The organism is Burkholderia semiarida (assembly GCF_029268935.1).
In the GTDB taxonomy this organism is placed as follows: Bacteria; Pseudomonadota; Gammaproteobacteria; order Burkholderiales; family Burkholderiaceae; genus Burkholderia; species Burkholderia semiarida.
The window spans coordinates 1,621,658-1,645,065 of sequence record NZ_JAHLCL010000007.1; the positions used below are offsets into that span (position 1 = coordinate 1,621,658).

24 protein-coding genes are annotated in these 23,408 nt (G+C 63.9%); 8 read left to right on the top strand and 16 right to left on the bottom strand.

Annotated elements, in window-relative coordinates; genetic code table 11:
* Positions 1-11 precede the first annotated feature (11 nt).
* Positions 12-1,073: a dTDP-glucose 4,6-dehydratase gene (rfbB, locus tag KPB06_RS20480; RefSeq protein WP_059574202.1), complete on the bottom strand. Its 1,062-nt coding sequence runs from the start codon at positions 1,071-1,073 to the stop codon at positions 12-14.
* A 699-nt stretch (positions 1,074-1,772) separates the two neighbouring features.
* Here rfbB and KPB06_RS20485 point away from each other — a divergent pair.
* Genes KPB06_RS20485 through KPB06_RS20510 form a run of 6 tightly spaced genes read left to right on the top strand, consistent with a single transcriptional unit; the run spans position 1,773 to position 8,486 of the window.
* Entirely contained in the window at positions 1,773-3,329 is a 1,557-nt protein-coding gene (locus KPB06_RS20485) for an FkbM family methyltransferase (RefSeq protein WP_180278190.1), read from the top strand.
* The gene (locus KPB06_RS20490) at positions 3,326-3,949 is read left to right on the top strand and encodes an acetyltransferase (protein ID WP_089464591.1); all 624 of its coding nucleotides are present in this window, start codon (positions 3,326-3,328) and stop codon (positions 3,947-3,949) included. The genes KPB06_RS20485 and KPB06_RS20490 overlap by 4 nt, the downstream gene beginning before the upstream one ends.
* Positions 3,950-3,962: 13 nt before the next feature.
* A complete protein-coding gene (locus KPB06_RS20495; protein ID WP_099316124.1) occupies positions 3,963-5,066 on the top strand; it encodes a DegT/DnrJ/EryC1/StrS family aminotransferase in 1,104 nt (367 codons plus the stop codon).
* A complete protein-coding gene (locus KPB06_RS20500; RefSeq protein ID WP_099316123.1) occupies positions 5,066-6,100 on the top strand; it encodes a glycosyltransferase family 4 protein in 1,035 nt (344 codons plus the stop codon). Before KPB06_RS20495 ends, KPB06_RS20500 begins: the two co-directional genes overlap by 1 nt.
* A complete protein-coding gene (locus KPB06_RS20505) occupies positions 6,097-7,134 on the top strand; it encodes a glycosyltransferase family 4 protein (RefSeq protein WP_275906265.1) in 1,038 nt (345 codons plus the stop codon). Before KPB06_RS20500 ends, KPB06_RS20505 begins: the two co-directional genes overlap by 4 nt.
* Positions 7,131-8,486, top strand: a complete 1,356-nt coding sequence (locus KPB06_RS20510; protein WP_275906266.1) for a glycosyltransferase — start codon at positions 7,131-7,133, stop codon at positions 8,484-8,486. Before KPB06_RS20505 ends, KPB06_RS20510 begins: the two co-directional genes overlap by 4 nt.
* A 155-nt stretch (positions 8,487-8,641) precedes the next feature.
* On the opposite strand, the gene KPB06_RS20515 is transcribed toward KPB06_RS20510, so the two are convergent.
* Positions 8,642-9,391, bottom strand: a complete 750-nt coding sequence (locus KPB06_RS20515) for an ABC transporter ATP-binding protein (RefSeq protein ID WP_059641972.1) — start codon at positions 9,389-9,391, stop codon at positions 8,642-8,644.
* Between the two features lie 10 nt (positions 9,392-9,401).
* Entirely contained in the window at positions 9,402-10,184 is a 783-nt protein-coding gene (locus KPB06_RS20520; protein WP_059574206.1) for an ABC transporter permease, read from the bottom strand.
* 484 nt (positions 10,185-10,668) lie between these two features.
* Here KPB06_RS20520 and KPB06_RS20525 point away from each other — a divergent pair, with 484 nt between their 5' ends.
* Positions 10,669-11,508 carry a symmetrical bis(5'-nucleosyl)-tetraphosphatase gene (locus tag KPB06_RS20525; RefSeq protein WP_275906267.1) on the top strand — a complete coding sequence of 280 codons (840 nt, stop codon included), beginning with the start codon at positions 10,669-10,671 and terminating at the stop codon, positions 11,506-11,508.
* 42 nt (positions 11,509-11,550) lie between these two features.
* On the opposite strand, the gene KPB06_RS20530 is transcribed toward KPB06_RS20525, so the two are convergent.
* The 8 genes from KPB06_RS20530 to KPB06_RS20565 form a co-directional block, all read right to left on the bottom strand.
* The gene (locus KPB06_RS20530) at positions 11,551-12,408 is read right to left on the bottom strand and encodes a lysophospholipid acyltransferase family protein (RefSeq protein WP_059641977.1); all 858 of its coding nucleotides are present in this window, start codon (positions 12,406-12,408) and stop codon (positions 11,551-11,553) included.
* A 19-nt stretch (positions 12,409-12,427) separates the two neighbouring features.
* Positions 12,428-13,705 (bottom strand): dihydroorotase, encoded by a 1,278-nt coding sequence (locus tag KPB06_RS20535; RefSeq protein ID WP_226290042.1) that lies wholly within the window; start codon positions 13,703-13,705, stop codon positions 12,428-12,430.
* 61 nt (positions 13,706-13,766) lie between these two features.
* Positions 13,767-14,798 (bottom strand): aspartate carbamoyltransferase catalytic subunit, encoded by a 1,032-nt coding sequence (locus KPB06_RS20540; RefSeq protein WP_006476735.1) that lies wholly within the window; start codon positions 14,796-14,798, stop codon positions 13,767-13,769.
* Positions 14,799-14,871: 73 nt separating this feature from the next.
* Positions 14,872-15,384 carry a bifunctional pyr operon transcriptional regulator/uracil phosphoribosyltransferase PyrR gene (gene pyrR / locus KPB06_RS20545; protein WP_060965647.1) on the bottom strand — a complete coding sequence of 171 codons (513 nt, stop codon included), beginning with the start codon at positions 15,382-15,384 and terminating at the stop codon, positions 14,872-14,874.
* The gene (gene ruvX, locus KPB06_RS20550; RefSeq protein ID WP_275906268.1) at positions 15,371-15,820 is read right to left on the bottom strand and encodes a Holliday junction resolvase RuvX; all 450 of its coding nucleotides are present in this window, start codon (positions 15,818-15,820) and stop codon (positions 15,371-15,373) included. The genes pyrR and ruvX overlap by 14 nt, the downstream gene beginning before the upstream one ends.
* Positions 15,817-16,395, bottom strand: coding sequence for a YqgE/AlgH family protein (locus tag KPB06_RS20555; RefSeq protein WP_006491354.1), 579 nt, complete (start codon positions 16,393-16,395; stop codon positions 15,817-15,819). Before KPB06_RS20555 ends, ruvX begins: the two co-directional genes overlap by 4 nt.
* A gap of 182 nt (positions 16,396-16,577) precedes the next feature.
* Positions 16,578-17,879, bottom strand: coding sequence for a FimL-related protein (locus KPB06_RS20560; protein WP_275906269.1), 1,302 nt, complete (start codon positions 17,877-17,879; stop codon positions 16,578-16,580).
* Between the two features lie 102 nt (positions 17,880-17,981).
* Positions 17,982-18,152: a rubredoxin gene (locus KPB06_RS20565; protein WP_004186709.1), complete on the bottom strand. Its 171-nt coding sequence runs from the start codon at positions 18,150-18,152 to the stop codon at positions 17,982-17,984.
* 256 nt (positions 18,153-18,408) lie between these two features.
* Between KPB06_RS20565 and KPB06_RS20570 the strand changes: the two genes are divergently transcribed.
* Positions 18,409-19,275 (top strand): hydroxymethylpyrimidine/phosphomethylpyrimidine kinase, encoded by an 867-nt coding sequence (locus KPB06_RS20570; protein ID WP_059574212.1) that lies wholly within the window; start codon positions 18,409-18,411, stop codon positions 19,273-19,275.
* A gap of 144 nt (positions 19,276-19,419) precedes the next feature.
* Here the strand turns inward: KPB06_RS20570 and groL are convergent, their stop codons facing one another.
* The 5 genes from groL to KPB06_RS20595 all read right to left on the bottom strand — a co-directional run bounded on the left by groL (position 19,420) and on the right by KPB06_RS20595 (position 23,404).
* Positions 19,420-21,060, bottom strand: a complete 1,641-nt coding sequence (groL, locus tag KPB06_RS20575; RefSeq protein WP_006485462.1) for a chaperonin GroEL — start codon at positions 21,058-21,060, stop codon at positions 19,420-19,422.
* A 46-nt stretch (positions 21,061-21,106) separates the two neighbouring features.
* Positions 21,107-21,400 carry a co-chaperone GroES gene (gene groES, locus KPB06_RS20580; RefSeq protein WP_011351136.1) on the bottom strand — a complete coding sequence of 98 codons (294 nt, stop codon included), beginning with the start codon at positions 21,398-21,400 and terminating at the stop codon, positions 21,107-21,109.
* A 392-nt stretch (positions 21,401-21,792) separates the two neighbouring features.
* Positions 21,793-22,308, bottom strand: a complete 516-nt coding sequence (locus KPB06_RS20585) for an SRPBCC family protein (RefSeq protein WP_059574213.1) — start codon at positions 22,306-22,308, stop codon at positions 21,793-21,795.
* Between the two features lie 44 nt (positions 22,309-22,352).
* Positions 22,353-22,985 carry a LolA family protein gene (locus KPB06_RS20590; RefSeq protein WP_275906270.1) on the bottom strand — a complete coding sequence of 211 codons (633 nt, stop codon included), beginning with the start codon at positions 22,983-22,985 and terminating at the stop codon, positions 22,353-22,355.
* Positions 22,982-23,404: a cupredoxin domain-containing protein gene (locus KPB06_RS20595; RefSeq protein WP_275906271.1), complete on the bottom strand. Its 423-nt coding sequence runs from the start codon at positions 23,402-23,404 to the stop codon at positions 22,982-22,984. Before KPB06_RS20595 ends, KPB06_RS20590 begins: the two co-directional genes overlap by 4 nt.
* Positions 23,405-23,408: the final 4 nt, after the last annotated feature.

Below are 23,408 nucleotides of genomic sequence, written 5' to 3' on the forward strand. Positions count from 1 at the left end.
CGGCCATGCCCTCAAGTGCGTTGCGCGTAATTCGTCTCGACCCACTTGCGATATTCGCCCGATACGACATCGTCAACCCAAGCCTGATTGTCGAGATACCAGCGTACCGTCTTCGCCAGCCCCGTCTCGAACGTCTCCACCGGCTTCCACCCCAGTTCGCGTTCGAGCTTGTGCGCGTCGATCGCATAGCGGCGATCGTGGCCTGGACGATCCGTCACGTAGGTGATCTGGTCACGATAGGAACCCGTCGCCTTCGGACGCGCGCTGTCGAGCAGGTCGCACAGCGTATGCACGACGTCGAGATTCTTCTTCTCGTTCCAGCCACCGACGTTGTACGTCTCGCCCGGGACGCCACGCGCAAGTATCTCGCGGATGGCACTGCAATGATCGCCGACGTACAGCCAGTCGCGCACGTTCTGGCCGTCGCCGTAGATCGGCAGCGCCTTGCCCGCAAGCGCGTTCGCAATCATCAGCGGAATCAGCTTCTCGGGAAACTGATATGGGCCATAGTTGTTCGAGCAGTTCGTCGTCAGCGTCGGGAGGCCGTACGTATGGTGATAGGCACGCACCAGATGATCGGAGCCGGCCTTTGTCGCCGAGTACGGGCTGTTCGGCGCGTATGGTGTCGTTTCGGAGAATTGCGGATCGGTCGGGGATAGCGAGCCGAATACCTCGTCGGTCGACACGTGCAGGAAGCGAAATCCGGCCTTGTCGGCATCACTCAGCCCGCTCCAGTGCGCGCGCGCCGCGTCGAGCAGCGTAAACGTGCCGACCACATTGGTCTGCACGAAATCGGCAGGGCCATGGATCGAACGATCGACGTGGCTTTCGGCGGCGAAGTGCACGACCGCACGCGGCTTGTGTTCGGCAAACAGTGCGTCGAGCGCGGCGCGATCGCAAATATCGACACGCGCAAATACGTGCTTCGGATTATCGATCAGCGACTGCAGCGTGCGCAGATTGCCCGCATAGGTCAGCTTGTCGACATTGAGCACGGGTTCGTCGTGGTGGTGTAGCCAGTCGAGAACGAAGTTGGCACCGATAAAACCCGCACCGCCCGTCACCAGAATCATGGGACTCCCTCTAGAAATGTGCGGCACGCCCGGTCGGGGCGCTCGTCGCATGACATATCACGGGTGGCAACGCCCGAGCCTCGTCAGGCCCGGATTTTAACCGGTCACCGTAGGTATCAAAGTCAAGAAATGCGAATTTTGCGACGGACCGGCGATTATAAGAAGTACCCCGGCGCAAGGGCCATGCCATTAACAACTCGAAACAACGCTCCGGCCCCACCGCAACGCCCAAAAAATCCTGCATAATCATGCAGTTAAGGCGAATATATCGTGCTCCAACGGGGTCGATCCAGCCGGACGCACAATCACGAAATGATACGTGCCATGCCTTCGGAGTCGTACTGCCGCAGGCCCCACGCGACCCCGTGCGCACTCCGACGCGTCCCAATGTTCTCGTGTTTTTTCGGGGAAGCGGATCCCTACTGCCGCGCACTATCGAGACAAGCACGGCGATGTGAACCGGCGATGACGCGTGCATGCAGCCGAGCACGTTTGGAGTTCCCCGGAACATAATGAGATAATTATCGTTTCAAGGATGGCCTGCAACGCATCATGCGGATCAGACATCCTCGTCACATTTCTGACGCAGGCATGCCACCGAACTGGTCGTCGGACACGCCAACCCGGAACATCGGATGCATTCCCGCACGACTCACTTTGAAGTTTGAAGTTCCAGACACGCCGGATCGGGATTCCCCAATGAAAAAAAATCTGAGGCTTGGCGCTGATGTCGGCGTTGCCTTTGCATCGACAACGAAACGAGACGCGCGCGCTCATCAGCACGAGGCGACGGCGACAGGAAACGCGCCCCCGGCCTCCGCTCATCCGGGCGAAAGCGACGCCATCGCGTCGACGCATCCAACGCATACCAGCATCCGGCAACAGGTGAAGAAACTGCTGCGCCCGCTGGCGCAAATCACGTACAGGCTTCTCAAACCCGCTATCCGCCCCATCGCGCTCAGGGCGCGCCGGTATCTGATGGCTGAATTGCAGCAGGACTTCCGCCAGGAAATTCAGAACTCCCTGTCGGCAAACCTGACCAAGCTGCAGGAGATTCGCCACCAGCTCTTGCAGGATGCATTCGCCTCCCAGTCGGCGATCCATCACGCTCAATCTGCAATTCATCAGGAATTGCAGAAAGCGACCGCTCATATGGTGCAGGAGCTTCAGAAGGCGCAAGCGTCGATTCAAGGGGATGTACTGACGACCCGGCAGGCGCTCACCCACGAAATTCGACAGGCAACGTCGACGACCGCACAGGAATTCCGGGACACGCAGGTCCCCCTTCGCCAGGAAATCGTTGCTGCGCATCAGAAGGCGCTCGAGTCCCATAGTCTGACCCATCTCGAAACCCAACAAGCGGTGTCCGAAACGACGCAACGGCTTGACGAGTGGTTTGCCAACATCAATCCCAAGCTGGACCGTATCGAGATTTACAGCCACGCAACGGCTCGCCGAGTCGCCGTCAACTGCGGCAATGGTGCCGTGCTTGTCAGAACCGAAGCCGGCTTCGCGCTTTGCGCCGAGAACGATCACGCGCTTCTTGCCTCCCTGCTCGAGACCGGCGAATTGGAACGCGGTACACGACTGCTCATCGAAAAGCTTGTCGAGCCAGGAAACTGTTTCATCGACGTGGGCGCAAATATCGGACTCCATACGCTTGCCGCAGCGCGATCGATGCAAGGTCAAGGAAAGATTATTGCATTCGAGCCGTTCGGGCCGACCAAAGCACTGCTCGAACGGTCCGTGTGGATGAACGGGTTTGCGTCGCTGGTGGAGATTCATCAAGCCGCCGTCTCAAACGAAACCGGACATCACAAACTGTTTCTCGGTGCGACGAGCGGCCACCACTCCCTTTTCCCGCTTGACGAACGCACGAGCACGGATACCGAGCCGGTCGAAGTCTCCGTGGTCAAGATAGACGACATCGTTCCGGCCACACAAAAGGTCGATCTTCTGAAAATCGACGCGGAAGGCGCCGAACTCCAAGTCATCGAATCCGCAGCCGGACTCATCGAGCGCAATACGGAACTCGCGATCATCGTCGAATTCGGCCCGGCGCACCTCAAGCGAACAGGCATCGCGCCCGGCGACTGGTTGAATGCCTTTGCGGCGCACGGCTTGCAATATCGAGCAATCAATAGTGTTTCCGGCGTGCTGGAGCACTGGACCATCGAAAATCTGCTTGCCTGTGATTCGATCAATTTGCTTTTCAGCCGAAAGAATTCGGGCGTTTGGGAAAGGTTGGACGCATGACGCAGGAAATTGTTGTCGTTGGGGCCGGAGGGCATGCGAAAGTCTGCATCGAACTGCTGCAGGCGGCTGGCGAACGCGTGGCTTACTGCATTGGTGGAGCCGACAGTCCGGAACAATGCGTCGGTGTTCCTGTGCTGAAGGGCGACGAGAATCTAGAGACGCTGAGGCACGAAGGTTACGCGCGCGTATTCATCGCCATTGGCGCCAACAGGCTCCGAGACCGCCTGGCGACACTGGCGCTGCGCCACGGTTACACGCTCGTCAATGCGATCAGCCCGTCGGCGACGATTTCGCCGAGCGCGACGATCGGTTCGGGTATAGCAATCATGGCCGGCGCCGTGATCAACGCAGAGGCAAGCATCGGTGACCTGTCGATCGTGAATACGGGTGCCACGATCGATCACGATTGCCGGATCGGACGCGCGGTGCATGTCGCGCCTCAAAGCGCGCTGGCCGGCAACGTCGTAGTCGGCGATTACACATTTCTCGGCATCGGTACCAAGGTCATTCCGGAAATCGTCATTGGCGAGCGAGCTGTCATCGGCGCTGGCGGCGTTGTGGTTAGCAATATTTCCGAGGGTTGCACGGCCGTTGGCGTGCCCGCCAAACAAATAAAGTAACAGGAATATTCATATGCAGCGAATCATGGTAGCTCAGCCGAAGATGGCCGGAAACGAGCGCAAGTACGTTCTCGATTGCCTCGATACGAACTGGATTTCCTCGAACGGAAAATACATTCCGGCGTTCGAAGAGGCATTTGCGAAATTTTGCGGCGTCAAGCACGCGATTGCGGCAAACAACGGTACGACTGCCCTTCACCTCGCGCTGGTCGCTCTCGGCCTGCAGCCCGGTGACGAAGTGATCATCCCGACGGTCACTTATATCGCCACTGCCAACGCCGTTCGCTATTGCGGCGCGACCCCGGTGCTCGTCGACGTTAGCGCCGACACGATGAATATCGATCCAAACGACATCGAACGCAAAATCACCGCTCGGACCAAGGGCATCATTCCCGTCCATTTGTACGGTCACCCGGCCGAAATGGATGCCGTCAACGAGATCGCGAAAAAACATGGCTTGTGGGTCGTCGAGGATGCCGCCGAAGCCCATGGCGCGGAAGTGCGCGGCAAGCGTGTCGGTAGCCTCGGAACCTGCGCGACCTTCAGCTTCTTCGGCAACAAGATCATTACGACCGGCGAAGGCGGCATGGTCACCACCGACGACGACGAGCTTGCAGCGAAATTGCGCCTGTATCGCGGCCAAGGAATGGACCCCACGCGCCGCTACTGGTTCCCCGTCGTGGGCTACAACTATCGGATGACCAACATCCAGGCAGCAATCGGGCTGGCGCAGATGGAAGGCATCGACAATGCGCTCGCCGAGCGCGAACGCCTGGCAGGCTGGTACAACGAAGCCCTGAATGAACTGCGCGACAAGCTCGTCCTGCCGTCCGAAGCTTCTTGGGCCAAGCAGGTGTTCTGGATGTACAACGTGTTCTTGCGCGAAGGCGACGAGCACAAGCGGGATTACGTGATGCGATGCCTCGACGAAATGGCCATCGAAACGCGCCCGGTGTTTTACCCGATGCATGTGCTGCCGCCTTACATGGAGGAGTCGACCTATCCGATCGCTGATCTATGGTCGCAGCGCGGCATCAATCTGCCGACGCATCAGGATTTAACGCGGGCCGACGTGCAACGCATTGCCGACAGCCTGCAGCAGGTTCTTGCCGACTGATGAAGATTGCGCTTGTTTCGTCTTTCGTGCCATTCGTCAATGGCGGCTACAGAAACATCGTCGAGTGGCTTCAGATCATGCTCGAAAGGCAAGGACATCGCGTCGAGCGCGTCTATCTGCCGGAGACAGATGCTCCAGATCTGCTGTTCAAACAGATGATGGCCTATCGGTGGATCGACTTGGACGCAGCTGACCGGATCATCTGTTTCCGGCCGCAAGCGCATCTGATTCCCCATCGGCACAAGATCGTATGGTTTATCCATCACCTGCGCGCATTCTATGATCTGTGGGATTCGCCGTACCGGGGCTTCCCGGATGATCAAAAGCATCTGGGCATGCGCGACGCGCTACGACAGGTCGACGACGCGGGTCTGAGAGAAGCCAAGGCGGTCTTCACGAACAGTCGCGTCGTATCCGAACGCCTGGACAAGTACAACAACGTCCCGAGCGAAATCCTGTACCCGCCGGTATTCGAGCCGGAACGGTTCCACTGCGCGGATTATTCGAACGATATCGTGTGTATCTGCCGAATCGAACATCACAAGCGGCAGCACCTGCTGATCGAAGCGATGCAATACGTCACCACGCCCGTCCGGCTGCGCCTTTATGGCAAAAGTGGATCGCAAGGCTACGCAGACGACCTCCGGCGAACCATTTCCGCTCTGGCTCTTGACGAAAAGGTACTGCTGGAAGATCGCTGGATTTCCGAGGAGGAAAAGATCGAGCAACTGGCCCATTGTCTCGCTGCAGCCTATATCCCGGTTGATGAGGATTCGTACGGCTATCCGAGCGTCGAGGCCAGTCACGCCGAGAAGCCTGTCTTGACGGTGTCCGATTCCGGCGGCGTGCTGGAGTTGGTACAAGACAACATCAATGGTTATGTGGCAGATCCCGATCCCAAAGCACTCGCGGAAGCGATGGATCGGCTTTATCTCGATCGAAACAAAACGATTCAAATGGGGAAAGCGGCACCCAAACGCCTGAAGGCGCTCAACATTTCGTGGGAACACGTGCTCCAAAGGTTGCTCGCATGAAGGTGCTCGTCGTCAACAATATGGCCCCGTTCGTCTGGGGTGGTGCGGAAGAGTTGGCTGCGCATCTGCAGCGAAACCTGGTGATTGCCGGCCACGAAGCCGAAGTGCTCCGCATCCCGTTCCGATGGGAACCTGCAACGCGTATTCCGTCGCAGATGCTGATGGTGCGGGCGTTCGAATTGTCGAATGCGGACCACGTCATCGCACTCAAATTTCCGGCGTACCTGATTCGCCACCACCGGAAGTCGCTTTGGCTGCTGCATCAATACCGGCAGGCGTATGACCTGTTCGATGCAGGCCAGACCAATCTCCCGCCCGGCCCGGAAGGTGACGCATTGCGCGAAATGATCCGCAATGCCGATAACGAAAGCTTTGCGGAAAGCCGCCACATCTTCACGAACTCTGCGGTGACTCAACGTCGGCTCAAGCAGTACAACGGCTTCGACGCTGAAGTCCTGCTTCCACCCGTCAATGATCCTGAGATGTTTCCCGGAGGCGAGCCCGGTGGCTACGTATTCGCAGGTGGCCGCGTAAACGACATGAAGCGTCAGTATCTCCTCCTCGAAGCGCTCGCGAAAACCGACCGTGGAGTACGGCTGATCATCGCCGGTCCGCCGGACACGCCGGCCGACGGCACGCGCCTGCATCAACTCGTCGAGCGGCTTGGCCTGTCGGATCGCGTCAAGCTCGACTTGCGTTTCCTGCCGCGCGACGTGTATGCCACTTACATCAACGAGGCCTCGGCCGTGGCCTATCTTCCATTCGACGAAGATTCGCTGGGTTACGTTGCCATGGAAGCCGCGACGGCCGGCAAGGCGCTGATCACGACCGACGATAGCGGCGGTATTCTAGGGCTCGTCAAGCACAACGAGACGGGGTGGGTTGCGCAACCCGAGGCCGCCTCGCTCGCAAGCGTCATGCACGCTGTCGTTCAGAACGACGCACGAGCACACACTTATGGACAGGCAGCCAAGGCGTTGTGGGAAAGCATGGGCGTGAATTGGCCGCAAACCGTGGAGGCGCTCCTGCAATGAAGCTATTGATCTTCACGCCGACGATCAAGCGCTCGGCAATTGGTCGCATGGCGTCGTTGGTTGTTCGTCAGCTCGTTGCGCAAGGTCACGAAGTCAGCGTCGTGCAAACGGAATCGGTCCGGCTTCTGGATCTTCCGACGCACGAATTCAACGCGCCACTTATTGCGTGGAACGAATTCACGAGCGTACAGCAGGCCACTGCGTCGGCGGATATGTGCGTCTACCAGATCGGCAACAGCTACGATTTTCATGAGGGTTGCCTACACTGGATATCGAAGGCGCCGGGTATCGTATGCCTTCACGATTTTTACCTCGGACATCTGTTTTACGGCTGGGCGCAGTCACACCTACCAGAGGCCAATGCCGTCCTGAAGAACTGGTACGGTGAAGCGATTGCCGCGCGCTTCTTCGCCTACACCAACGGCGACGCGTTCATCGACGCCACGTGCGAAGACTCGCCGATGACCGAATGGATCTGCTCGATGGCGCTCGGCGTCGTCACTCACAGTTCGTGGGGATGCGATCGCGTGCTGAAAGCGTGCTCGGGGCCTGTCAGCGTGTCAGCACTCCCTTATGATGCGCCGGCTGCTCAGACCGAACGGCACCCGCCTCACAAGGACTGTGGGCGCGTGCAAGTCCTGACCATCGGGCACGTCAATTCGAACAAGCGTGTCGAAAGCGTTATCACGGCGATTGGCGCGAGTGCAACGCTCCGAAACAACATCACTTACAAGCTCGTGGGCCATGTTCAGCCAGAGATTGTGCTGTCGCTGTCTCGTATGGCCAGAAGCCACGGTGTGAATCTGGTGATCGTCGGAGAAGTCGATGATGCTGTGCTCGCGCAAACGATCGCCGAGAGCGACGTCGTCAGTTGCTTACGCTGGCCGACGCTCGAAGCAGCATCTGCGTCCGCGATCGAGGCAATGCTCTATGGAAAAGCCGTCATCTGTACCGATGCCGGCTTCTATTCTGAGATTCCCGACGAGTACGTGCTGAAGGTATCGGTCAAGAATGAAATTAACGACATTTCATCCAGCTTGACCGCCTTGATCCGCGATCGGGAAAAAATCAGGACAATTGGCAAAAAAGCGCAGCTTTGGGCCACCGATACCTTCTCGGCAGCCGCCTACGCGCGGTCGCTAGCGGACATGACGCGGCGCGCGCTCGCCGCGAAACCGGTCATCGACGCATGCCATTCGATCTCGGAAATTGCGGGGCGCTGGTCAGCGACGATTGCGAATCCGCTACGCGAAGAAGATCTGGCGACACTGGAGATTTTCAGCGGACGCAGATCGGCGGAGGTCGCACCTGCATGGAGCGTGCCGCAAGCCAACGGTTTGCAACTCACCTGAACTGTCGTTGCGGGCTCGCGCCCGCAACGAACGATACATCTCGGTTTATCCGCCCAGTGGTTGATTTATGCATCCTGGCTCGCCATTAGAGCATGCGAGCCTGCATGGACGTCCTGCCCGCGCGCAGGATGGCCCATGACCCGGCATGCGCTAAGTCACGCCGTCGTCGCCTCATACTCCGACACGACTTCTTCCGTCGGCCCGAAAGCGCGTACGCGACCACGCTCCATCCAAAGCACCTTGTTGCATACCTTGCGGATTTCGGAGTTCGAGTGCATCGCCAGCACGACGATTTCGGCCCGGCTATGAAGATCGGCCAATCGCGCTTCCGCCTTGTGCATGAACGACGCATCACCGACGCCCATCACTTCGTCGAGCAACAGGATTTCGGCATCGACTGCAGTGGACACTGCAAACGCGAGCCGCACCTTCATCCCGCTGGAATACGTACGAATCGGCAGGTCCAGATAATCGCCGAGTTCGCAGAACTCAGCGATTTCGCGCTGCTTCTCCCGAATCTCCGCATCTGACATGCCGAGCAACAGCCCTCTGAGCCGAATGTTCTGCATGCCGGTCGAGTTCTCGTCCATGCCGAGGCCGATATCGAGGAGCGGCACCACGCTTCCTTCACGCAACAACTGGCCAGACGATGGCGGATAGATGCCCGCCATCGCACGAAGCAATGTCGATTTCCCCGCCCCGTTGTGTCCGATCAGCCCAACGCGGTCGCCACGCTCAAAACGGAAACTCACTTCGTCCAGCGCACGCACGACGATCACACCGTCGTTGCCCTCGGCGATCCTGTTGCGGCGCCCCATGTTGAGCACCTGCTTCTTGAGCGAACGCCCTTGCACGTCGAAGATCGGCAAATCGAGCGTTACGCTCTGTAATTCGATAAACGCCATATCGTTTCTCTCAGACCCAGTACGGAATACGCTTCAGATAACGTCCGGTCATCAACAGGGCGACAGGCCATCCAATCGCTGCCATTCCGACCGTGATCGCCCAGGTCAATTCACTGGGCATCTGTCCGATAAGCGGGCCACGCACGAGGTCGATCAGATACGCGAGCGGATTCCACTCGACAATGAAAGAGAAGCGATTAAGCGCATCGGGGCGGAAAATGATCGGCGTCACATAGAACGCGACCTGAAGCAATGCGCTCACGATCTGCGGCAGATCGCGAAAGCGCGCCGACAGCAGCCCCACCACCATCGCGATCCATGTGGCGTTCAGCACGTACACCAGCAACGCTGGAATGAATACTGGCAACGTCTCCCAACTTTTCACGCCGTAGATCGCCAGCAGCGCGATGACGATCACGAAGTTGTGGGTAAGGACGATCAAGTTTCGCCACACGACCTGCAGGATATAGATCAGTTTCGGCGTGGCCATTTGCCGGATATAGGGCGCGCTGTTGATGTACGCGACGCTGCCTTCCACGATCGTCGTCGAGAATAAACCCCACAGCACGATGCTGGCAGCGAGAAACGGCAGGTATTCGTTGATTTTCTGGCCGAACAACGTGCCGTAAACGACACCTAACGACGAAATCATCACACCCATACTGATCGTGAGCCAGAACGGCCCCAGGCGCGAACGCGCATAGCGTTGCCGAATTTCGAGCCAGCCGAGCAAGGTCCACAACCGCCACGCCGTGATGCTTTTCTTTAGGTCCGCAAGTGAAAGGGTCAGCATGCAAGCTTTCAAAAATGAAGGAATAGGGGCGTCAGACAGAATTGTCGACTATGTCAGCGCGCCCTGGCACGTTATCGAGTCGATGCCTGGCCCACTACGACAGCAGTCAAATGGGGCAGGCATGACCACGAATCGGATCATTTGGCGTCCCTGCGAGTACAAAACAAGCACGCCGCGAACGTTGCCATGCCGCAGATCGCAAGGGGGAACAACCATCCGAGCCGCCTCAGGCCCGGCATTTTACCCGGTCGCCATGCCCGCCAGAGTCATCTGATGGTAATTTTCGCGCGGGAACGGCAAATTATATGAAGCCGTCGGATGCAAAAGCCACGTTGCTAACAACTTGAAACAGCGACGCCGACCCGTGCTTGGTGGCCAAAGCGCGGGCATGGTGAAGTTATTAGTGTCGGATGAAATTTTTCGCGTAGCCTCCGGGAACGAACTTTTGCTACCGTATGCTCGACTCCCGAACACCCACGAACCCATGCCCCTCCCCCCCATCGCCATCGGCGACATCCAAGGCTGCCATTCCGCTTTCCAGTCGCTGCTCGCCAAGCTCTCAGCCCCCCCCGACACCCCGCTCTGGATCGCCGGCGACGTCGTCAACCGCGGCCCGGGCTCCCTCGCCGCGCTGCGCGCGGTCGTCGACCTCGGCCCGCGCGCGACCGTGGTACTCGGCAACCACGACCTCCACCTGCTCGCAGTCTCCGCCGGCCTGCGCACCGAACGCCCCGGCGACACGATCGGCGAGATCCTCGACGCCCCCGACGCCGAAGCCCTGCTCGATTGGATCCGCCACCGCCCGTTCGTGCATGTCGAAGACGGAAAGCTGCTCGTCCACGCGGGTGTGCTGCCGCAATGGGACGCCACGCTCGCACTCGAACTCGCCGACGAACTCCAGCGCGCACTCCGCGCCCCCGACTGGCGCGACACGCTGCAAGGCCTGTACGGCAACGAACCCAACCAATGGAACCCGAACCTGAAAAAACGTGACCGCATGCGCGTCGCATTCAACGCGTTCACGCGCCTGCGCTTCTGCACGCCCGACGGCGCGATGGAATTCAAGGCGAATGGCGGCCCCGACAGCGCGCCGCCCGGCTACCTGCCGTGGTTCGACGTGCCTGGGCGCCGCACCGCGGACGTGACGGTCGTGTTCGGGCACTGGGCCGCGCTCGGCCTGATGCTGCGCGACGACGTCGTCGCGCTCGATTCGGGCTGCGTATGGGGAAACCAGTTGTCGGCCGTACGGCTGACGGCCGATCCGGCGCAGCGCACGGTCACGCAGGTGCAGTGCGAAGCGTGCCGCTCGCCGGGCGGCGAGTAACCGCACGCTGATTCGCCCGACCCGGCCGGGCCGGGCAGCGCGTCAGCCCTCGCGCCCCGGCACGGGCGCGTCCGCTGCCGCCTCGCCCGCCGCACCGGCGCCGAGCTCGGTCGCCGGATACGCATGCTTCTGCAACTCGGCGAGCGACTCGGCCGTCGGCTTGCCGACCTTCTCCTGCATCGCCGCCAGCGCGGCCGCGATCGCATCGCGCGCCGCCGCGGACGTCGCGCGGCGATCGCCGCCCGGCGCGATCGGTTCGCACACGTACAAATGCGCGACGAGCGGGCCGCCGCGCAGCACCATGTCGAGCGACTTGCCGAGCGACAAATCGCCCGTGTAGGCCGGCGCGACCGACTGCCGCCCGTGCGCATCCTCGTACATCAGGCAGATCGGCTGCACCGCGCAGCCGGCCGATACCGCGGCCTGGAACAGGTTCGCATGGAACGGCAGCAGATCCTGTCCGTCGGACGTCGTCCCCTCCGGAAACACGCACATCACGCCGCCGTTGCGCAGGCGTTCGGCCATCTCGTGCATGATCCGCATCGCCTCGGTGCGCTTCTCGCGCTGCAGGAACACGGTGTCGAGCTTCTCGGCGAGCCAGCCGACGACCGGCCACTGCCGCACCTCGGCCTTCGACACGAACGGCGTCGGCCGCCACGCGTTGACCGCGTAGATGTCGAGCCACGACACGTGGTTGCCCACGACGAGCGCGCTCGCGTCGAGCCGCGCGCCGTCGTTGTGGACGACGAGGCGCATCCCGCAGATGCGCAGCATCTTGACCGACCAGCGGCGCGTCAACTCGGCGCGGTGCGCGGGCGTGACGTGCGAAAAACGCAGCGCGACGATCACCATGCCGCGCAACAGGTGAAAGACGAGACGCAGCTTGCGAAAGGCGATCATGGCGAAGGTCCGGCGTGGTTCAGTGGCGCTCGAACGCGACCTGCCCGCCCACGAGCGTCGCGCGCACGGTGGCCGGCAGTTCGTAGCCGAGGAACGGCGAGTTGTGGCCCTGGCTCTTCAGCGCACGCGGCTCGACGCGCCAGTGCGCGCGCGGGTCGAACACGCACAGGTCCGCCGCGCCGCCTTCGGCGAGGCGCCCCGCCGGCAGTTGCAGCACGTCGGCCGGCGCGGCCGTGATGCGGCGCAGCGCCTGCGCGAGCGGCGTGCGCGTCTCGTCCGCCCATTTCAGCGTGAGCGACAGCAGCAGCTCGAGCCCCGTCGCGCCCGGCGTCGCTTCGGCGAACGGCAGCAGCTTCTCGTCGTCGTCGACCGGTGTGTGATCGGAGCAGATCGCGTCGATCGTGCCGTCGGCAAGCGCCGCGCGGATCGCTTCGCGGTCGCGCTCGCCGCGCAGCGGCGGATCGAGCCGGAACTGCGAATCGAAGTAGCCGATGTCGACGTCGATCAGGTGGACGTGGTTCACGCTGACGTCGCAGGTCACGGGCAGCCCTTCCGCCTTCGCCGCGCGCACGAGCGCGAGGCCGGCCGCCGACGACAGCCGCGCGAGGTGCACGCGCGCACCCGTCACGCGCATCAGTTCGAAAATGGTGTGCAGCGCGATCGTCTCGGCCGCGACCGGCACGCCGGACAGCCCGAGCCGCGACGCGAGCGCGCCGCTCGCGGCCACGCCGCCGCGGCCGATGAACGCGTCGAGCGGACGCAGCCACGTCGTGTAGCCATAGGTGCTCGCGTATTGCAGCGCGCGCAGCAGCACCTGCGTGTCGCGCACCGGCACGTTCGCATGCGTGAAGCCGACGCAGCCGGATTCGGTCAGCGCGACCATCTCGGTGATCACTTCACCCTTGAGGCCGACGGTCAGCGCGCCGAGCGGATGCACGTTCGCCTGCCGCAGGTTGCGCGCGCGGAACTTGAGCATCTCGACGAGGCCCGGCTCGTCGAGCACCGGGTCGGTGTCCGGCGGGCACACGAGCGTCGTGACGCCGCCCGCGACGGCCGCGGCCATCTCGGACGCGAGCGTCGCCTTGTGTTCGTAGCCGGGCTCGCGCAGTCGCGCGCACAGGTCGACGAGGCCGGGCGCGACGATCAGGCCCGATGCGTCGATCGTCTTGTCCGCGTTGAAACCGGCCGGCGCGCCGCCAAGCGCGGCGATCTTGCCGTCCGCGACGAATACGTCGGCCTGCCGTTCGGTGCCGGCGACCGGGTCGATCAGCGTGCCGCCTTTGATATGAATCTTCATGCGCTGTCTGTGAATGCGTTGATTGCGTTGAATGCCTGAACGAGGATGCGCGAAAGCGGGCTCAGTCGCTGTTGCCGGCGACGATGCCCATCACCGCCATCCGCACGGCGATGCCGAACGTGACCTGGTTGAGGATCACCGACTGCGGGCCGTCGGCGACCTGCGAATCGATCTCGACGCCGCGGTTCATCGGCCCCGGGTGCATCACGATCGCGTCGGGCGCGGCGAGCGCGAGGCGCTCGGGCGTCAGGCCCCACGTCTTGAAGTACTCCTGCGCGGACGGCAGCAGCGCGCCGCTCATCCGTTCGTTCTGCAGGCGCAGCATGATGATCACGTCGACGCCCTTCAGCCCTTCGTCGAGGTTGTGGAACACCTTCACGCCCATCTGTTCGAGGCCGCCCGGCAGCAGCGTGCGCGGGCCGATCGCGCGCACTTCGGGCACGCCGAGCGTGGTGAGTGCGTGGATGTCGGAGCGCGCGACGCGCGAATGCAGGATGTCGCCGACGATCGCCACGCGCAGCTTCGTGAAGTCGCGCTTGTAGTGGCGGATCGTGTACATGTCGAGCAGGCCTTGCGTCGGGTGCGCGTGGCGGCCGTCGCCGGCGTTGATCACGTGCACGTGCGGCGCGCAGTGCTCGGCGATCAGGTACGGCGCGCCGCTCGACGCGTGGCGTACGACGAACAGGTCGGCATGCATCGCCGACAGGTTGTTGATCGTGTCGAGCAGCGATTCTCCCTTGCTCGTGGACGACGCGTTGATGTTCAGGTTCAGCACGTCGGCCGACAGGCGCGTCGCGGCGATCTCGAAGGTCGTGCGGGTGCGCGTCGAGTTCTCGAAGAACAGGTTGAACACGGACTTGCCGCGCAAGAGCGGCACCTTCTTCACTTCACGATCCGTCACGCTGACGAACTGCTCTGCCGTATCGAGGATGTGATTGACGATCGAGCGCGGCAGGCCTTCGATCGACAGCAGATGCTTCAGCTCGCCGTTTTTCGTGAGCTGCGGGTTGCCCTTCAGGAAACCGTAGCGAAACCGGTCGGGGCTCGCGGCCGCCGCGGGATTGCCGGTGCGGCCAGTGGTGTCGGTGGTCATGGTGTGCGTGATTCCAACTATGCAAACGGGCCGCGGTGCAAACCAGCGGCCCGGGATACGGTTCGCGTGTGGTTCAGGCGCCGTGCGACTCGACGCGCAGCGTGAACCGCGCATCGTCGCGCGCGAGCACGAGCGTCGCGCCGGCCGCCACGTCGAGCGTACCGCCCGCGAAGCGTGCGGCAACCGGCAGCTCGCGGCCGCCGCGATCGGCGAGCACCGCGAGCTCGACCGCGGCCGGACGGCCGTAGTCGAACAGCTCGTTGAGCGCCGCGCGCACGGTGCGCCCGGTGTACAGCACGTCGTCGACGAGCACGATGCGCGCGCCGTCGATCTCGAACGGCAGCGACGTCGGGCTGGCCTGGCTGTGCAGCCCCTTCTTCGCGTAGTCGTCGCGGTGCAGCGCGACGTTGACGACGCCGAACGCCGGTGCGCCGAGATCGCGCGCGAGGCGCTCGGCGAGCCACGCGCCGCCGCTGTGAATTCCGGCGAGCCGCGGGCCGCCCGGTTCGGCGAACGCCGTGCCGTACGCGGCGCGGATCTGGTCGAGCAGGACGCGGTAAAGCGCCTCGGCGTCAATGATGCTCATGGTCGGACAATTGATCGAGATACTGTTGAAGAATGACGCGCGCGGCCTCGGCATCGAGCATGTCGGTGCGGGCGCGGCCGCGCACGTTGCGCTCGCGCAGCCCGGCCTCGGCCTCGACCGACGAATAGCGCTCGTCGACCCACGTGACGGGCAGCCCGAAGCGGCCGTTCAACTGGTTACCGAAGCGCTTCGCCTGCTGCGTCATGTCGTGCGGCGTGCCGTCCGGATGCATCGGCAGGCCCACGACGAGCGCGTCCGGCCGCCATTCGGCCAGCAGGTCGCCGACCGCCTTGAAGCGGTGTTCGCGGTTCAGGTTCTGGATCACGACGAGCGCACGCGCCGAGCGCGTCAGCGCGTTGCCGATCGCGACGCCGATCCGTTTTTCGCCGTAGTCGAACGCCAGGAGCGTCGCATCGCGCGCGCCCGCGCCAGTCATGCGTGCCCTGCTTCGCCGGACAGCATCGACGAGCTCACGCCGAGCAGGCCGAGCGCGGCTTCGAAGCGCTCCTCGGCCGGCGTGTCGAACACGATGCGCGGATCGGCGGCGACGGTCAGCCAGCCGTTGCGGGAAATTTCTTCCTCGAGCTGGCCGGCGCCCCAGCCTGCATGGCCGAGCGTCAGCAGGAAGCGTTTCGGGCCGGTGCCCGTTGCGACCGCCTCGAGCACGTCCTTCGACGTCGTCATCTCGAGCCCGCCGTCGACGGACATCGACGAGTTGTAGCTCGCGCCCTCGACCGGCTCGTGCAGCACGAAGCCGCGCTCGGTCTGGACCGGGCCGCCGAAGTACACGGGAATGTGCAGCAACGGCTCGATGTCGAGCTTCAGGTCGATGCGGTTGAACAGCGACTCGAGGTCGATGTCGGTGGGGCGATTGATGACGAGGCCGAGCGCACCGCGCTCGCTGTGATCGCAAAGATAGACCACCGTCCCCGAGAACGTCGGATCGGCCATGTTCGGCATGGCGATCAGGAACTGGTTGGTGAGATTGATGCGATCGGAAGGCTTTGACATGGTTTGAATTTTAGCAAAGACGCCGCGACCTGACCGGGCCGCGATCAACAAGCAACGCCGCGCCGCGCTGGCAACGGCGCGCGCGGATCACACGGCACTCTAACACGCGCGCGGGCGCTGTCGGCAGCGTGTTGCAGGCCCGCCCGGCGAGGCCCGCCGTCGCGTGTCCGTCCCCTTGTTCGTCAGCTCCGGCCGAGCGCCGCGCCGAGCGCTTCGGACGCCGCCGTGAGGTCCGGCGGCGCGACGCCGGCCGCGATCTTCAGGAGCGCCGCGCGCAGCATGTCGGACGCATGGCGGTGCGCATCGAGGCCGCCGTCGCCGAGCGGCACGCCGTGCGCCGCACGGCGCCACGCCAGGCCGAGCGTATCGGCCAGCAGCGCCGCGTGGCCGAGCCCGAGCGCGCACGCGGCCGTGCCGACCCGGTAGGCGGCGCCGGACGCGTGCCATGCGGCGCCGGCGTCGGCCGTGGCCGGATTGGCCGCCAGATCGGCCATCGACGCATCGGCGGTCTGCAGGAAATCCTCGTAGGCATGCGCGTTGACGGTCACGACGCCGAGCGCACGAGTGGGGGCGGCGGCGACCGCATCGTGCTCGGCCCGCGCGGCATCGGCCTCCCACAGCGCCTCCGATGCGGGCGTGCCGGCGACGTGCCAGTCGACCGTCAACCCGTAGTCGTGCAGCACGTCGACGAGCGCGACGTCCTCGGCCGCGGCGCCGAACAGCGCGAAATCGCGCCATAGCAGCGCCACCGTCTCGCGCACCAGGTCGGGCGGCGCGCTGCGCCGGCCCTGCGCGTGTTCGCCGAGCAGCAGGTTGGTCCGCGCGAGAAAGCGCTTGAGCTCGGGCGCGCCGCTTGCCCGCAGCGCACGCATGCACGCGGCCGCGAGCCGCCAGAAATCGTACGGTGCGTCGTCGGTGAGCGCGGCGAGCAGCGCGTCGAGTTCATCGAGCGCCGCGCCCGGCGCGCCGTGTTCGGCACGCAGCACGCCGAGCAGCGCCTGCTCGTAGCGGGCGCGAATCCGGGGTGCGACGGTATCGGGCAGCGCGCGCAGCGTGGCGGGCGGCACCGCGCGGCCGACCAGCGCCAGCGCATCGAGCGGCACGCTCGCGCGCAGGTCGGCAGCACTTTGCGCGCGCATCGCACGGAAATGCTCGAAGAGAACGGGCGAGCACGCAAGCTCGCGCAGATTGTGGCGCCCGACGGCCGCACGAAAATCGCGCAGCGCCGCACGCCAGCCGGCCGACGTCGGCTCGGTGGCAACGAGCGGCACCGCGGCCGACAGTTGCCCGGCGAAGCGCGCGGCCGGCAGCCAGCCGGCTTCCGCCAGCACGGCCGCGGCAGCGGCAAGCGGCGCCGCGGCGTCGTCGCGCCGCTCGAACGCGTCGGCGGCCGCCGCCAGCCACGCATCGGCCGCGCGCACGGCGCCGCCGCGCGGGTTGGGCAATGCGTCAGGGTGGGGAACGTTCGCCGGATCGGACGTCATGGGCACGCGCGCCTGTCATCGTCAAGTCGCTCGCGCGTGCCGCGGCGCGAACGCCGGGCCGGTGCGAGGCCTGAGCGGAGTGCTCGTGGGCCAGCGGTCCGGTCAGATCTGGACCATCTCGAAGTCTTCCTTGCGGGCGCCGCATTCCGGGCACGTCCAGTTGATCGGGACGTCTTCCCAGCGCGTGCCCGGGGCAATGCCCTCTTCCGGCAGCCCGGCTTCTTCGTCGTAAATCCAGCCACAAATCAGGCACATCCAGCTCTTGTATTCCATCTTAAGCCGCGTCGGGGAAAAGTCGGTAAATTCGGGAGCCATGATGGTACCGTGTCGGGGCCGGACTGCCTAGCAATCGCGCTGGAGGACGGCAACTACGTTGCGCCGCGCTAAAAAATCCGTCGTACCGGCCGGATTCCACCGCATAATGGTTGAAAAGTGCGGCCTGCCGGGCAACACGGGGCCGAACAAAGCCCATTCGCCTCGCCGTCCGCATGTCCGTCGCTTGTCCGTTTTTCTCTTGCCCCATTTTTACATGTCCAGCAACGCCCCTCCGATCGTCCTCACCTTCGGCCTGTCCGATCCCACCGGCGGCTCCGGCCTCCAAGCCGATCTGATGACCCTGGCGAGCATGGGCTGTCACGGCGTGTCCGTCCTGACCGGCTATACCGTGCGCGACTCGGCCGCCTGCGACGAGGTGACCGGCCTCGACCCCGACGTCGTCGCGGCGCAGGCGCGCATGCTGCTCGAAGACATGCCGGTTGCCGCGTTCAAGATCGGCGCGGCCACGCGCGCGGAAGTCGTCAGTGCGATCGCCGAAGTCGTCGCCGACTACGACGGCGTGCCGCTCGTGCTCGCGCCCGATTTCACGCTCGACGACGAACACGTGCTCGCGGCCGACGACCTGCGCGAATCGATCGCCGATCTGCTGGCGCCGCAAACCACGCTGCTGGTCGCCGACCACGCGACGCTGATCGCGCTCGCGCAGCCGGACGGCGATGCCGAGGCGCCGAATCTCGACGCGGCCGTGTCGCATCTGCTGTCGCAGGGCTGCGAATACATCCTGTCGTCGGAAACGGGTTCGCATCGGCTCGTCAATACGCTGTACGGCGAGGAAGGCCAGCTTCGTGAAGACATGTGGGATCGCTCGCCGCACCGGCTGATGGGCATCACCGATACGCTGGGCGCGGCCATCGCGGCGCTGCTCGCGAACGGCCAGGAGCCGCCCGAAGCCGTGCGCGAGGCGCAGGAATACCTGTACCAGGCCGTGCGCGACGCGTTCCGGCCCGGCATGGGCGCGTACCTGCCCGACCGGTTCTTCTGGGCGCGCAGCAACGACGAGTCGGACACGCCGCCGGCCGTGAAGGCCGATTCGGCGCCGAGGACGTCGCATCGGCATTGAGCGGCGACGCGGCCGGTAGATCCCGCCGCCGCGAACGGCGCGCTATTCCAAGTGCAAATAAAAAAGACCCGCATCGCTGCGGGTCTTTTCTTTTGGCTGGAACACGCATCGCTGCGCGCTCCGGACACCGTCGACCGAAGTCGATTACATGTCCATGCCCATGCCGCCCATGCCGCCCGGCATGCCGCCCGGCATCGGTGCGTCTTCCTTCGGCAGTTCCGCGACAGCAGCGTCCGTCGTCAGCAGCAGGCCTGCAACCGAAGCTGCGTTCTGCAGCGCGGTGCGCGTGACCTTGGTCGGGTCGACGACGCCGGCTTCAACCATGTCGACGTACTCGCCCGTTGCTGCGTTGTAGCCGTAGTTGCCCTTGCCTGCAGCAACTGCCGCCACCACGACGCTGGCTTCTTCGCCACCGTTCGTGACGATCTGGCGCAGCGGCTCTTCCATCGCGCGCAGCACGATCTTGATGCCGGCGTTCTGGTCGGCGTTCGCGCCGGTCAGGCCTGCGATCGCGGTGCGTGCGCGGATCAGCGCAACGCCGCCGCCTGCCACGATGCCTTCTTCCACAGCTGCGCGGGTAGCGTGCAGTGCGTCTTCGACACGTGCCTTCTTTTCCTTCATTTCGACTTCGGTCGCAGCACCGACCTTGATCACTGCCACGCCGCCTGCCAGCTTGGCCACGCGCTCTTGCAGCTTTTCACGGTCGTAGTCCGACGTCGCTTCTTCGATCTGCGCGCGCACTTGCTTCACGCGTGCTTCGATGCTTGCAGCTTCGCCTGCGCCGTCGATGATCGTCGTGTTTTCCTTGCCCACTTCGATGCGCTTCGCCTGGCCCAGTTCTGCCAGCGTTGCCTTCTCGAGCGTCAGGCCGGTTTCTTCCGCGATGACTTGACCGCCGGTCAGGATCGCGATGTCTTCCAGCATTGCCTTGCGACGATCGCCGAAGCCCGGCGCCTTGACCGCAACGGTCTTCAGGATGCCGCGGATGTTGTTGACGACCAGCGTGGCCAGTGCCTCGCCTTCGACGTCTTCTGCGATGATCAGCAGCGGACGGCCAGCCTTCGCGACTTGCTCGAGCACCGGCAGCAGATCACGGATGTTCGACACCTTCTTGTCGTGCAGCAGCACGAACGGGTTGTCGAGGACGGCGACTTGCTTGTCCGGGTTGTTGATGAAGTACGGCGACAGGTAGCCGCGGTCGAACTGCATGCCTTCGACGACGTCCAGCTCGTCGGCGAGCGACTTGCCGTCTTCGACGGTGATGACGCCTTCCTTGCCGACCTTGTCCATCGCTTCAGCGATGCGATCGCCGATCGACGAATCGCTGTTCGCCGAGATCGAGCCGACCTGGGCGATTTCCTTGTTGGTCGTGCACGGCTTGCTGATCTTCTTCAGCTCTTCGACAGCCGCCGCGACTGCCTTGTCGATGCCGCGCTTCAGGTCCATCGGGTTCATGCCCGATGCGACGTACTTCATGCCTTCGCGGACGATCGATTGCGCGAGGACGGTTGCCGTCGTCGTGCCGTCGCCTGCGTTGTCGCTGGTCTTGGAAGCGACTTCCTTGACCATCTGCGCGCCCATGTTCTGGAGCTTGTCCTTCAGCTCGATTTCCTTCGCGACCGACACACCGTCCTTGGTGACCGTCGGGCCGCCGAAGCTGCGCTCGAGCACGACGTTGCGGCCCTTCGGACCCAGCGTGACCTTGACTGCGTTGGCGAGAATGTTCACGCCTTCGACCATCTTCGAACGGGCGGAATCGCCGAATACGACGTCTTTAGCTGCCATCTTCTAACTCCTTGAATTCTTGGGAATATGTACCGTCGGAGGACGCTTACTTGGCGTTGACCACGGCCATGATGTCTTCTTCGCGCATGACCAGCAGTTCGTTGCCGTCGACCTTCACGGTCTGGCCTGCGTACTTGCCGAACAGAACACGATCGCCGACCTTCACGTCGAGCGCGATCGGGGCGCCCTTGTCGTCGCGCTTGCCCGGGCCGACGGCCAGGACTTCGCCCTGATCCGGCTTTTCAGCAGCGGCGTCGGGGATCACGATGCCCGAGGCGGTCTTGGTTTCCTGATCCAGGCGCTTGACGATCACGCGATCGTGCAAAGGACGAAGGTTCATATTCACTCCTCTCTTGACTGAGATTGAAGAACGCTTAGGGAACTGCCCGGCTCATCGCCCGGCAGAGAATTGTTAGCACTCTCGTGCAGCGAGTGCTAATTATATGGACGGGTTTTGACAAATTCAAGAAGGGAAACCGGAGGAATTTTCGAGGCGGCGACGCGGCGGGAAAACGGCTGAGAACAACGAAAAACCCTTTCAAAACAAAGCCATGACGATCGAAACCGACCCGACGGGCGGGCTCGCGAGGCCCGCGAATCCCATCCAGCCCCGTTTGGACACCGGGTAAGCCCGGAGTTCCCGAGGCCGCCGACATCGCATCGAAAAAAACGTGCGGGCGCCCATTTCATCCGCCGCGGCGCGGTCGTTCGCCGGCGTCGCCGGGCCGATCCTCACGCGTCGGCGCAATCCGCGCCCGACAGCGGCCGGAAGGTCCGGCCGTCCGTCTCGACGGTCGCGCCCAGCCGCCGCGCGAGCCCCTTCGCGCCTTCGCGCATCACGACGTCGTGATTCCATCGGAACAGCGGCCGCGCGAGCGGCTCGAGCCAGTTCATCCAGCGCAGGTGCGTACGGATGTGCCAGTCGTAGCGCACGACGGTGCGCGCGCCGTCGGCGGCGAACGACCAGCGGCCGTCGCCCTCGATCGCGCCGCTCGCATGGCCTTCCAGCGCATGCGGCCGCTCGACGCGACGCACCCGCATGTCGAAGGTCAGCCGGTACGGCAGCGCGCCCTTCCACGTATACCGGTGCAGCGCGCCGACGCCGCGCGCGTCGCCCGGTTCGAGCTCGACGGTGCGCACGGCGCCCTTCCACCAGTCGGGCCAGCGGTCGACCTGGTAGATCGCGTCCCAGACCGCCGCGAGCGGCGCATCCACCCGCCAGGTCGTCGAGAACCGGTACTCCGCCATGCAGCCTCCGGCATTGCGCGTCAGGAACGCGGATCGGCGCGCCGTCAGGGCGCGAAGAAACGCTCGGGAAACGCGACGTCGATCTCCACGTCGTCGAGCGTCACGGTTTCGAGCGGCACATCGTCGTCGCCGGCGTAGCTGACTACCTTCAGCGGAAAACCGTCGTCGGTGTCGAGCCATAACCGGTAGCGATGCACGCCATCGATCGCATGCGAGGGCGCGCCCGTGACCAGCACGCGCAGCGCGCGCCGGCCGCCGATGGCTTCCTCGCCTTCGGTCACCGTCGCGCCGCCCTGCTGCAGCACATGCACGCTGCGCAGCAGTTCGCCGACGTCCGAACGGTCGACCCGGTGGCCGCTGCGGTCGCGCACGAGCGGATTGGACGGCGACAGCGTCAGCGCGGGCGGCGCATGCGTGCCGAACGGGCGCAGCCGCACCTTGCCGTCGCCGGGATCGTACGCGAGCACCGCGCCGCGATGCGGCGACACGAAATCCATCCGGACGAAGCCCGGCTTCAGGTACGCGTAACGGATTTCGGTGTGCTCGCCGTCGCGCGCCGACGAGCGGATCGTCGCGCGGTACGAACGGACGTGGTCGAAATGCGCCTGCGCGACGGTCACGGGATCGGCGGTCATGCTCGCTCCTATCAGGCTCGCGGCCAGCAACGCGGCGATCACGGCGCCGCCTCGACGTCGAGCACGCCTTCCATCCCGCGCTCGCGATGGCTGCTGAAAAACAGCAGCCGGTGCGTGCAATAGTAGGCGAATCGACCCGGCTGCTGCGGCGTGAAACGGAACGTCCTCGGCGTCGTGCCGAGTTCGGTATGCACTGCGATGCCCGCCTGCGGCGGCGCGTCCATCTCGAAGCTGTGCGGCACCACGCCGGGCTCGGCCGACACGGTCAGCTCCACCGGCAGGTTCGCGCGGACGATCACGTGATTCGGCCGGAAAAAATAGCTGCCGCCGACGATCGTCACACGCTGTACGCCGTCGGCATCGACCGGCACGCGCACGGGCGCATTTCCCTGTGCTCGCGCAAGCATTGTGCCCGCGAGGCACGCCGCCAGCACGAGTCCCTTCATCATTGCCGTCTTCATCGCC

Bases quoted from the DNA above. Each gene is read 5' to 3' on its own strand.
- rfbB (WP_059574202.1), bottom strand. From the start codon at position 1,073: ATGATTCTGGTGACGGGCGGTGCGGGTTTTATCGGTGCCAACTTCGTT.
- KPB06_RS20485 (WP_180278190.1), top strand. From the start codon at position 1,773: ATGAAAAAAAATCTGAGGCTTGGCGCTGATGTCGGCGTTGCCTTTGCA.
- KPB06_RS20490 (WP_089464591.1), top strand. From the start codon at position 3,326: ATGACGCAGGAAATTGTTGTCGTTGGGGCCGGAGGGCATGCGAAAGTC.
- KPB06_RS20495 (WP_099316124.1), top strand. From the start codon at position 3,963: ATGCAGCGAATCATGGTAGCTCAGCCGAAGATGGCCGGAAACGAGCGC.
- KPB06_RS20500 (WP_099316123.1), top strand. From the start codon at position 5,066: ATGAAGATTGCGCTTGTTTCGTCTTTCGTGCCATTCGTCAATGGCGGC.
- KPB06_RS20505 (WP_275906265.1), top strand. From the start codon at position 6,097: ATGAAGGTGCTCGTCGTCAACAATATGGCCCCGTTCGTCTGGGGTGGT.
- KPB06_RS20510 (WP_275906266.1), top strand. From the start codon at position 7,131: ATGAAGCTATTGATCTTCACGCCGACGATCAAGCGCTCGGCAATTGGT.
- KPB06_RS20515 (WP_059641972.1), bottom strand. From the start codon at position 9,391: ATGGCGTTTATCGAATTACAGAGCGTAACGCTCGATTTGCCGATCTTC.
- KPB06_RS20520 (WP_059574206.1), bottom strand. From the start codon at position 10,184: ATGCTGACCCTTTCACTTGCGGACCTAAAGAAAAGCATCACGGCGTGG.
- KPB06_RS20525 (WP_275906267.1), top strand. From the start codon at position 10,669: ATGCCCCTCCCCCCCATCGCCATCGGCGACATCCAAGGCTGCCATTCC.
- KPB06_RS20530 (WP_059641977.1), bottom strand. From the start codon at position 12,408: ATGATCGCCTTTCGCAAGCTGCGTCTCGTCTTTCACCTGTTGCGCGGC.
- KPB06_RS20535 (WP_226290042.1), bottom strand. From the start codon at position 13,705: ATGAAGATTCATATCAAAGGCGGCACGCTGATCGACCCGGTCGCCGGC.
- KPB06_RS20540 (WP_006476735.1), bottom strand. From the start codon at position 14,798: ATGACCACCGACACCACTGGCCGCACCGGCAATCCCGCGGCGGCCGCG.
- pyrR (WP_060965647.1), bottom strand. From the start codon at position 15,384: ATGAGCATCATTGACGCCGAGGCGCTTTACCGCGTCCTGCTCGACCAG.
- ruvX (WP_275906268.1), bottom strand. From the start codon at position 15,820: ATGACTGGCGCGGGCGCGCGCGATGCGACGCTCCTGGCGTTCGACTAC.
- KPB06_RS20555 (WP_006491354.1), bottom strand. From the start codon at position 16,395: ATGTCAAAGCCTTCCGATCGCATCAATCTCACCAACCAGTTCCTGATC.
- KPB06_RS20560 (WP_275906269.1), bottom strand. From the start codon at position 17,879: ATGACGTCCGATCCGGCGAACGTTCCCCACCCTGACGCATTGCCCAAC.
- KPB06_RS20565 (WP_004186709.1), bottom strand. From the start codon at position 18,152: ATGGAATACAAGAGCTGGATGTGCCTGATTTGTGGCTGGATTTACGAC.
- KPB06_RS20570 (WP_059574212.1), top strand. From the start codon at position 18,409: ATGTCCAGCAACGCCCCTCCGATCGTCCTCACCTTCGGCCTGTCCGAT.
- groL (WP_006485462.1), bottom strand. From the start codon at position 21,060: ATGGCAGCTAAAGACGTCGTATTCGGCGATTCCGCCCGTTCGAAGATG.
- groES (WP_011351136.1), bottom strand. From the start codon at position 21,400: ATGAACCTTCGTCCTTTGCACGATCGCGTGATCGTCAAGCGCCTGGAT.
- KPB06_RS20585 (WP_059574213.1), bottom strand. From the start codon at position 22,308: ATGGCGGAGTACCGGTTCTCGACGACCTGGCGGGTGGATGCGCCGCTC.
- KPB06_RS20595 (WP_275906271.1), bottom strand. From the start codon at position 23,404: ATGAAGACGGCAATGATGAAGGGACTCGTGCTGGCGGCGTGCCTCGCG.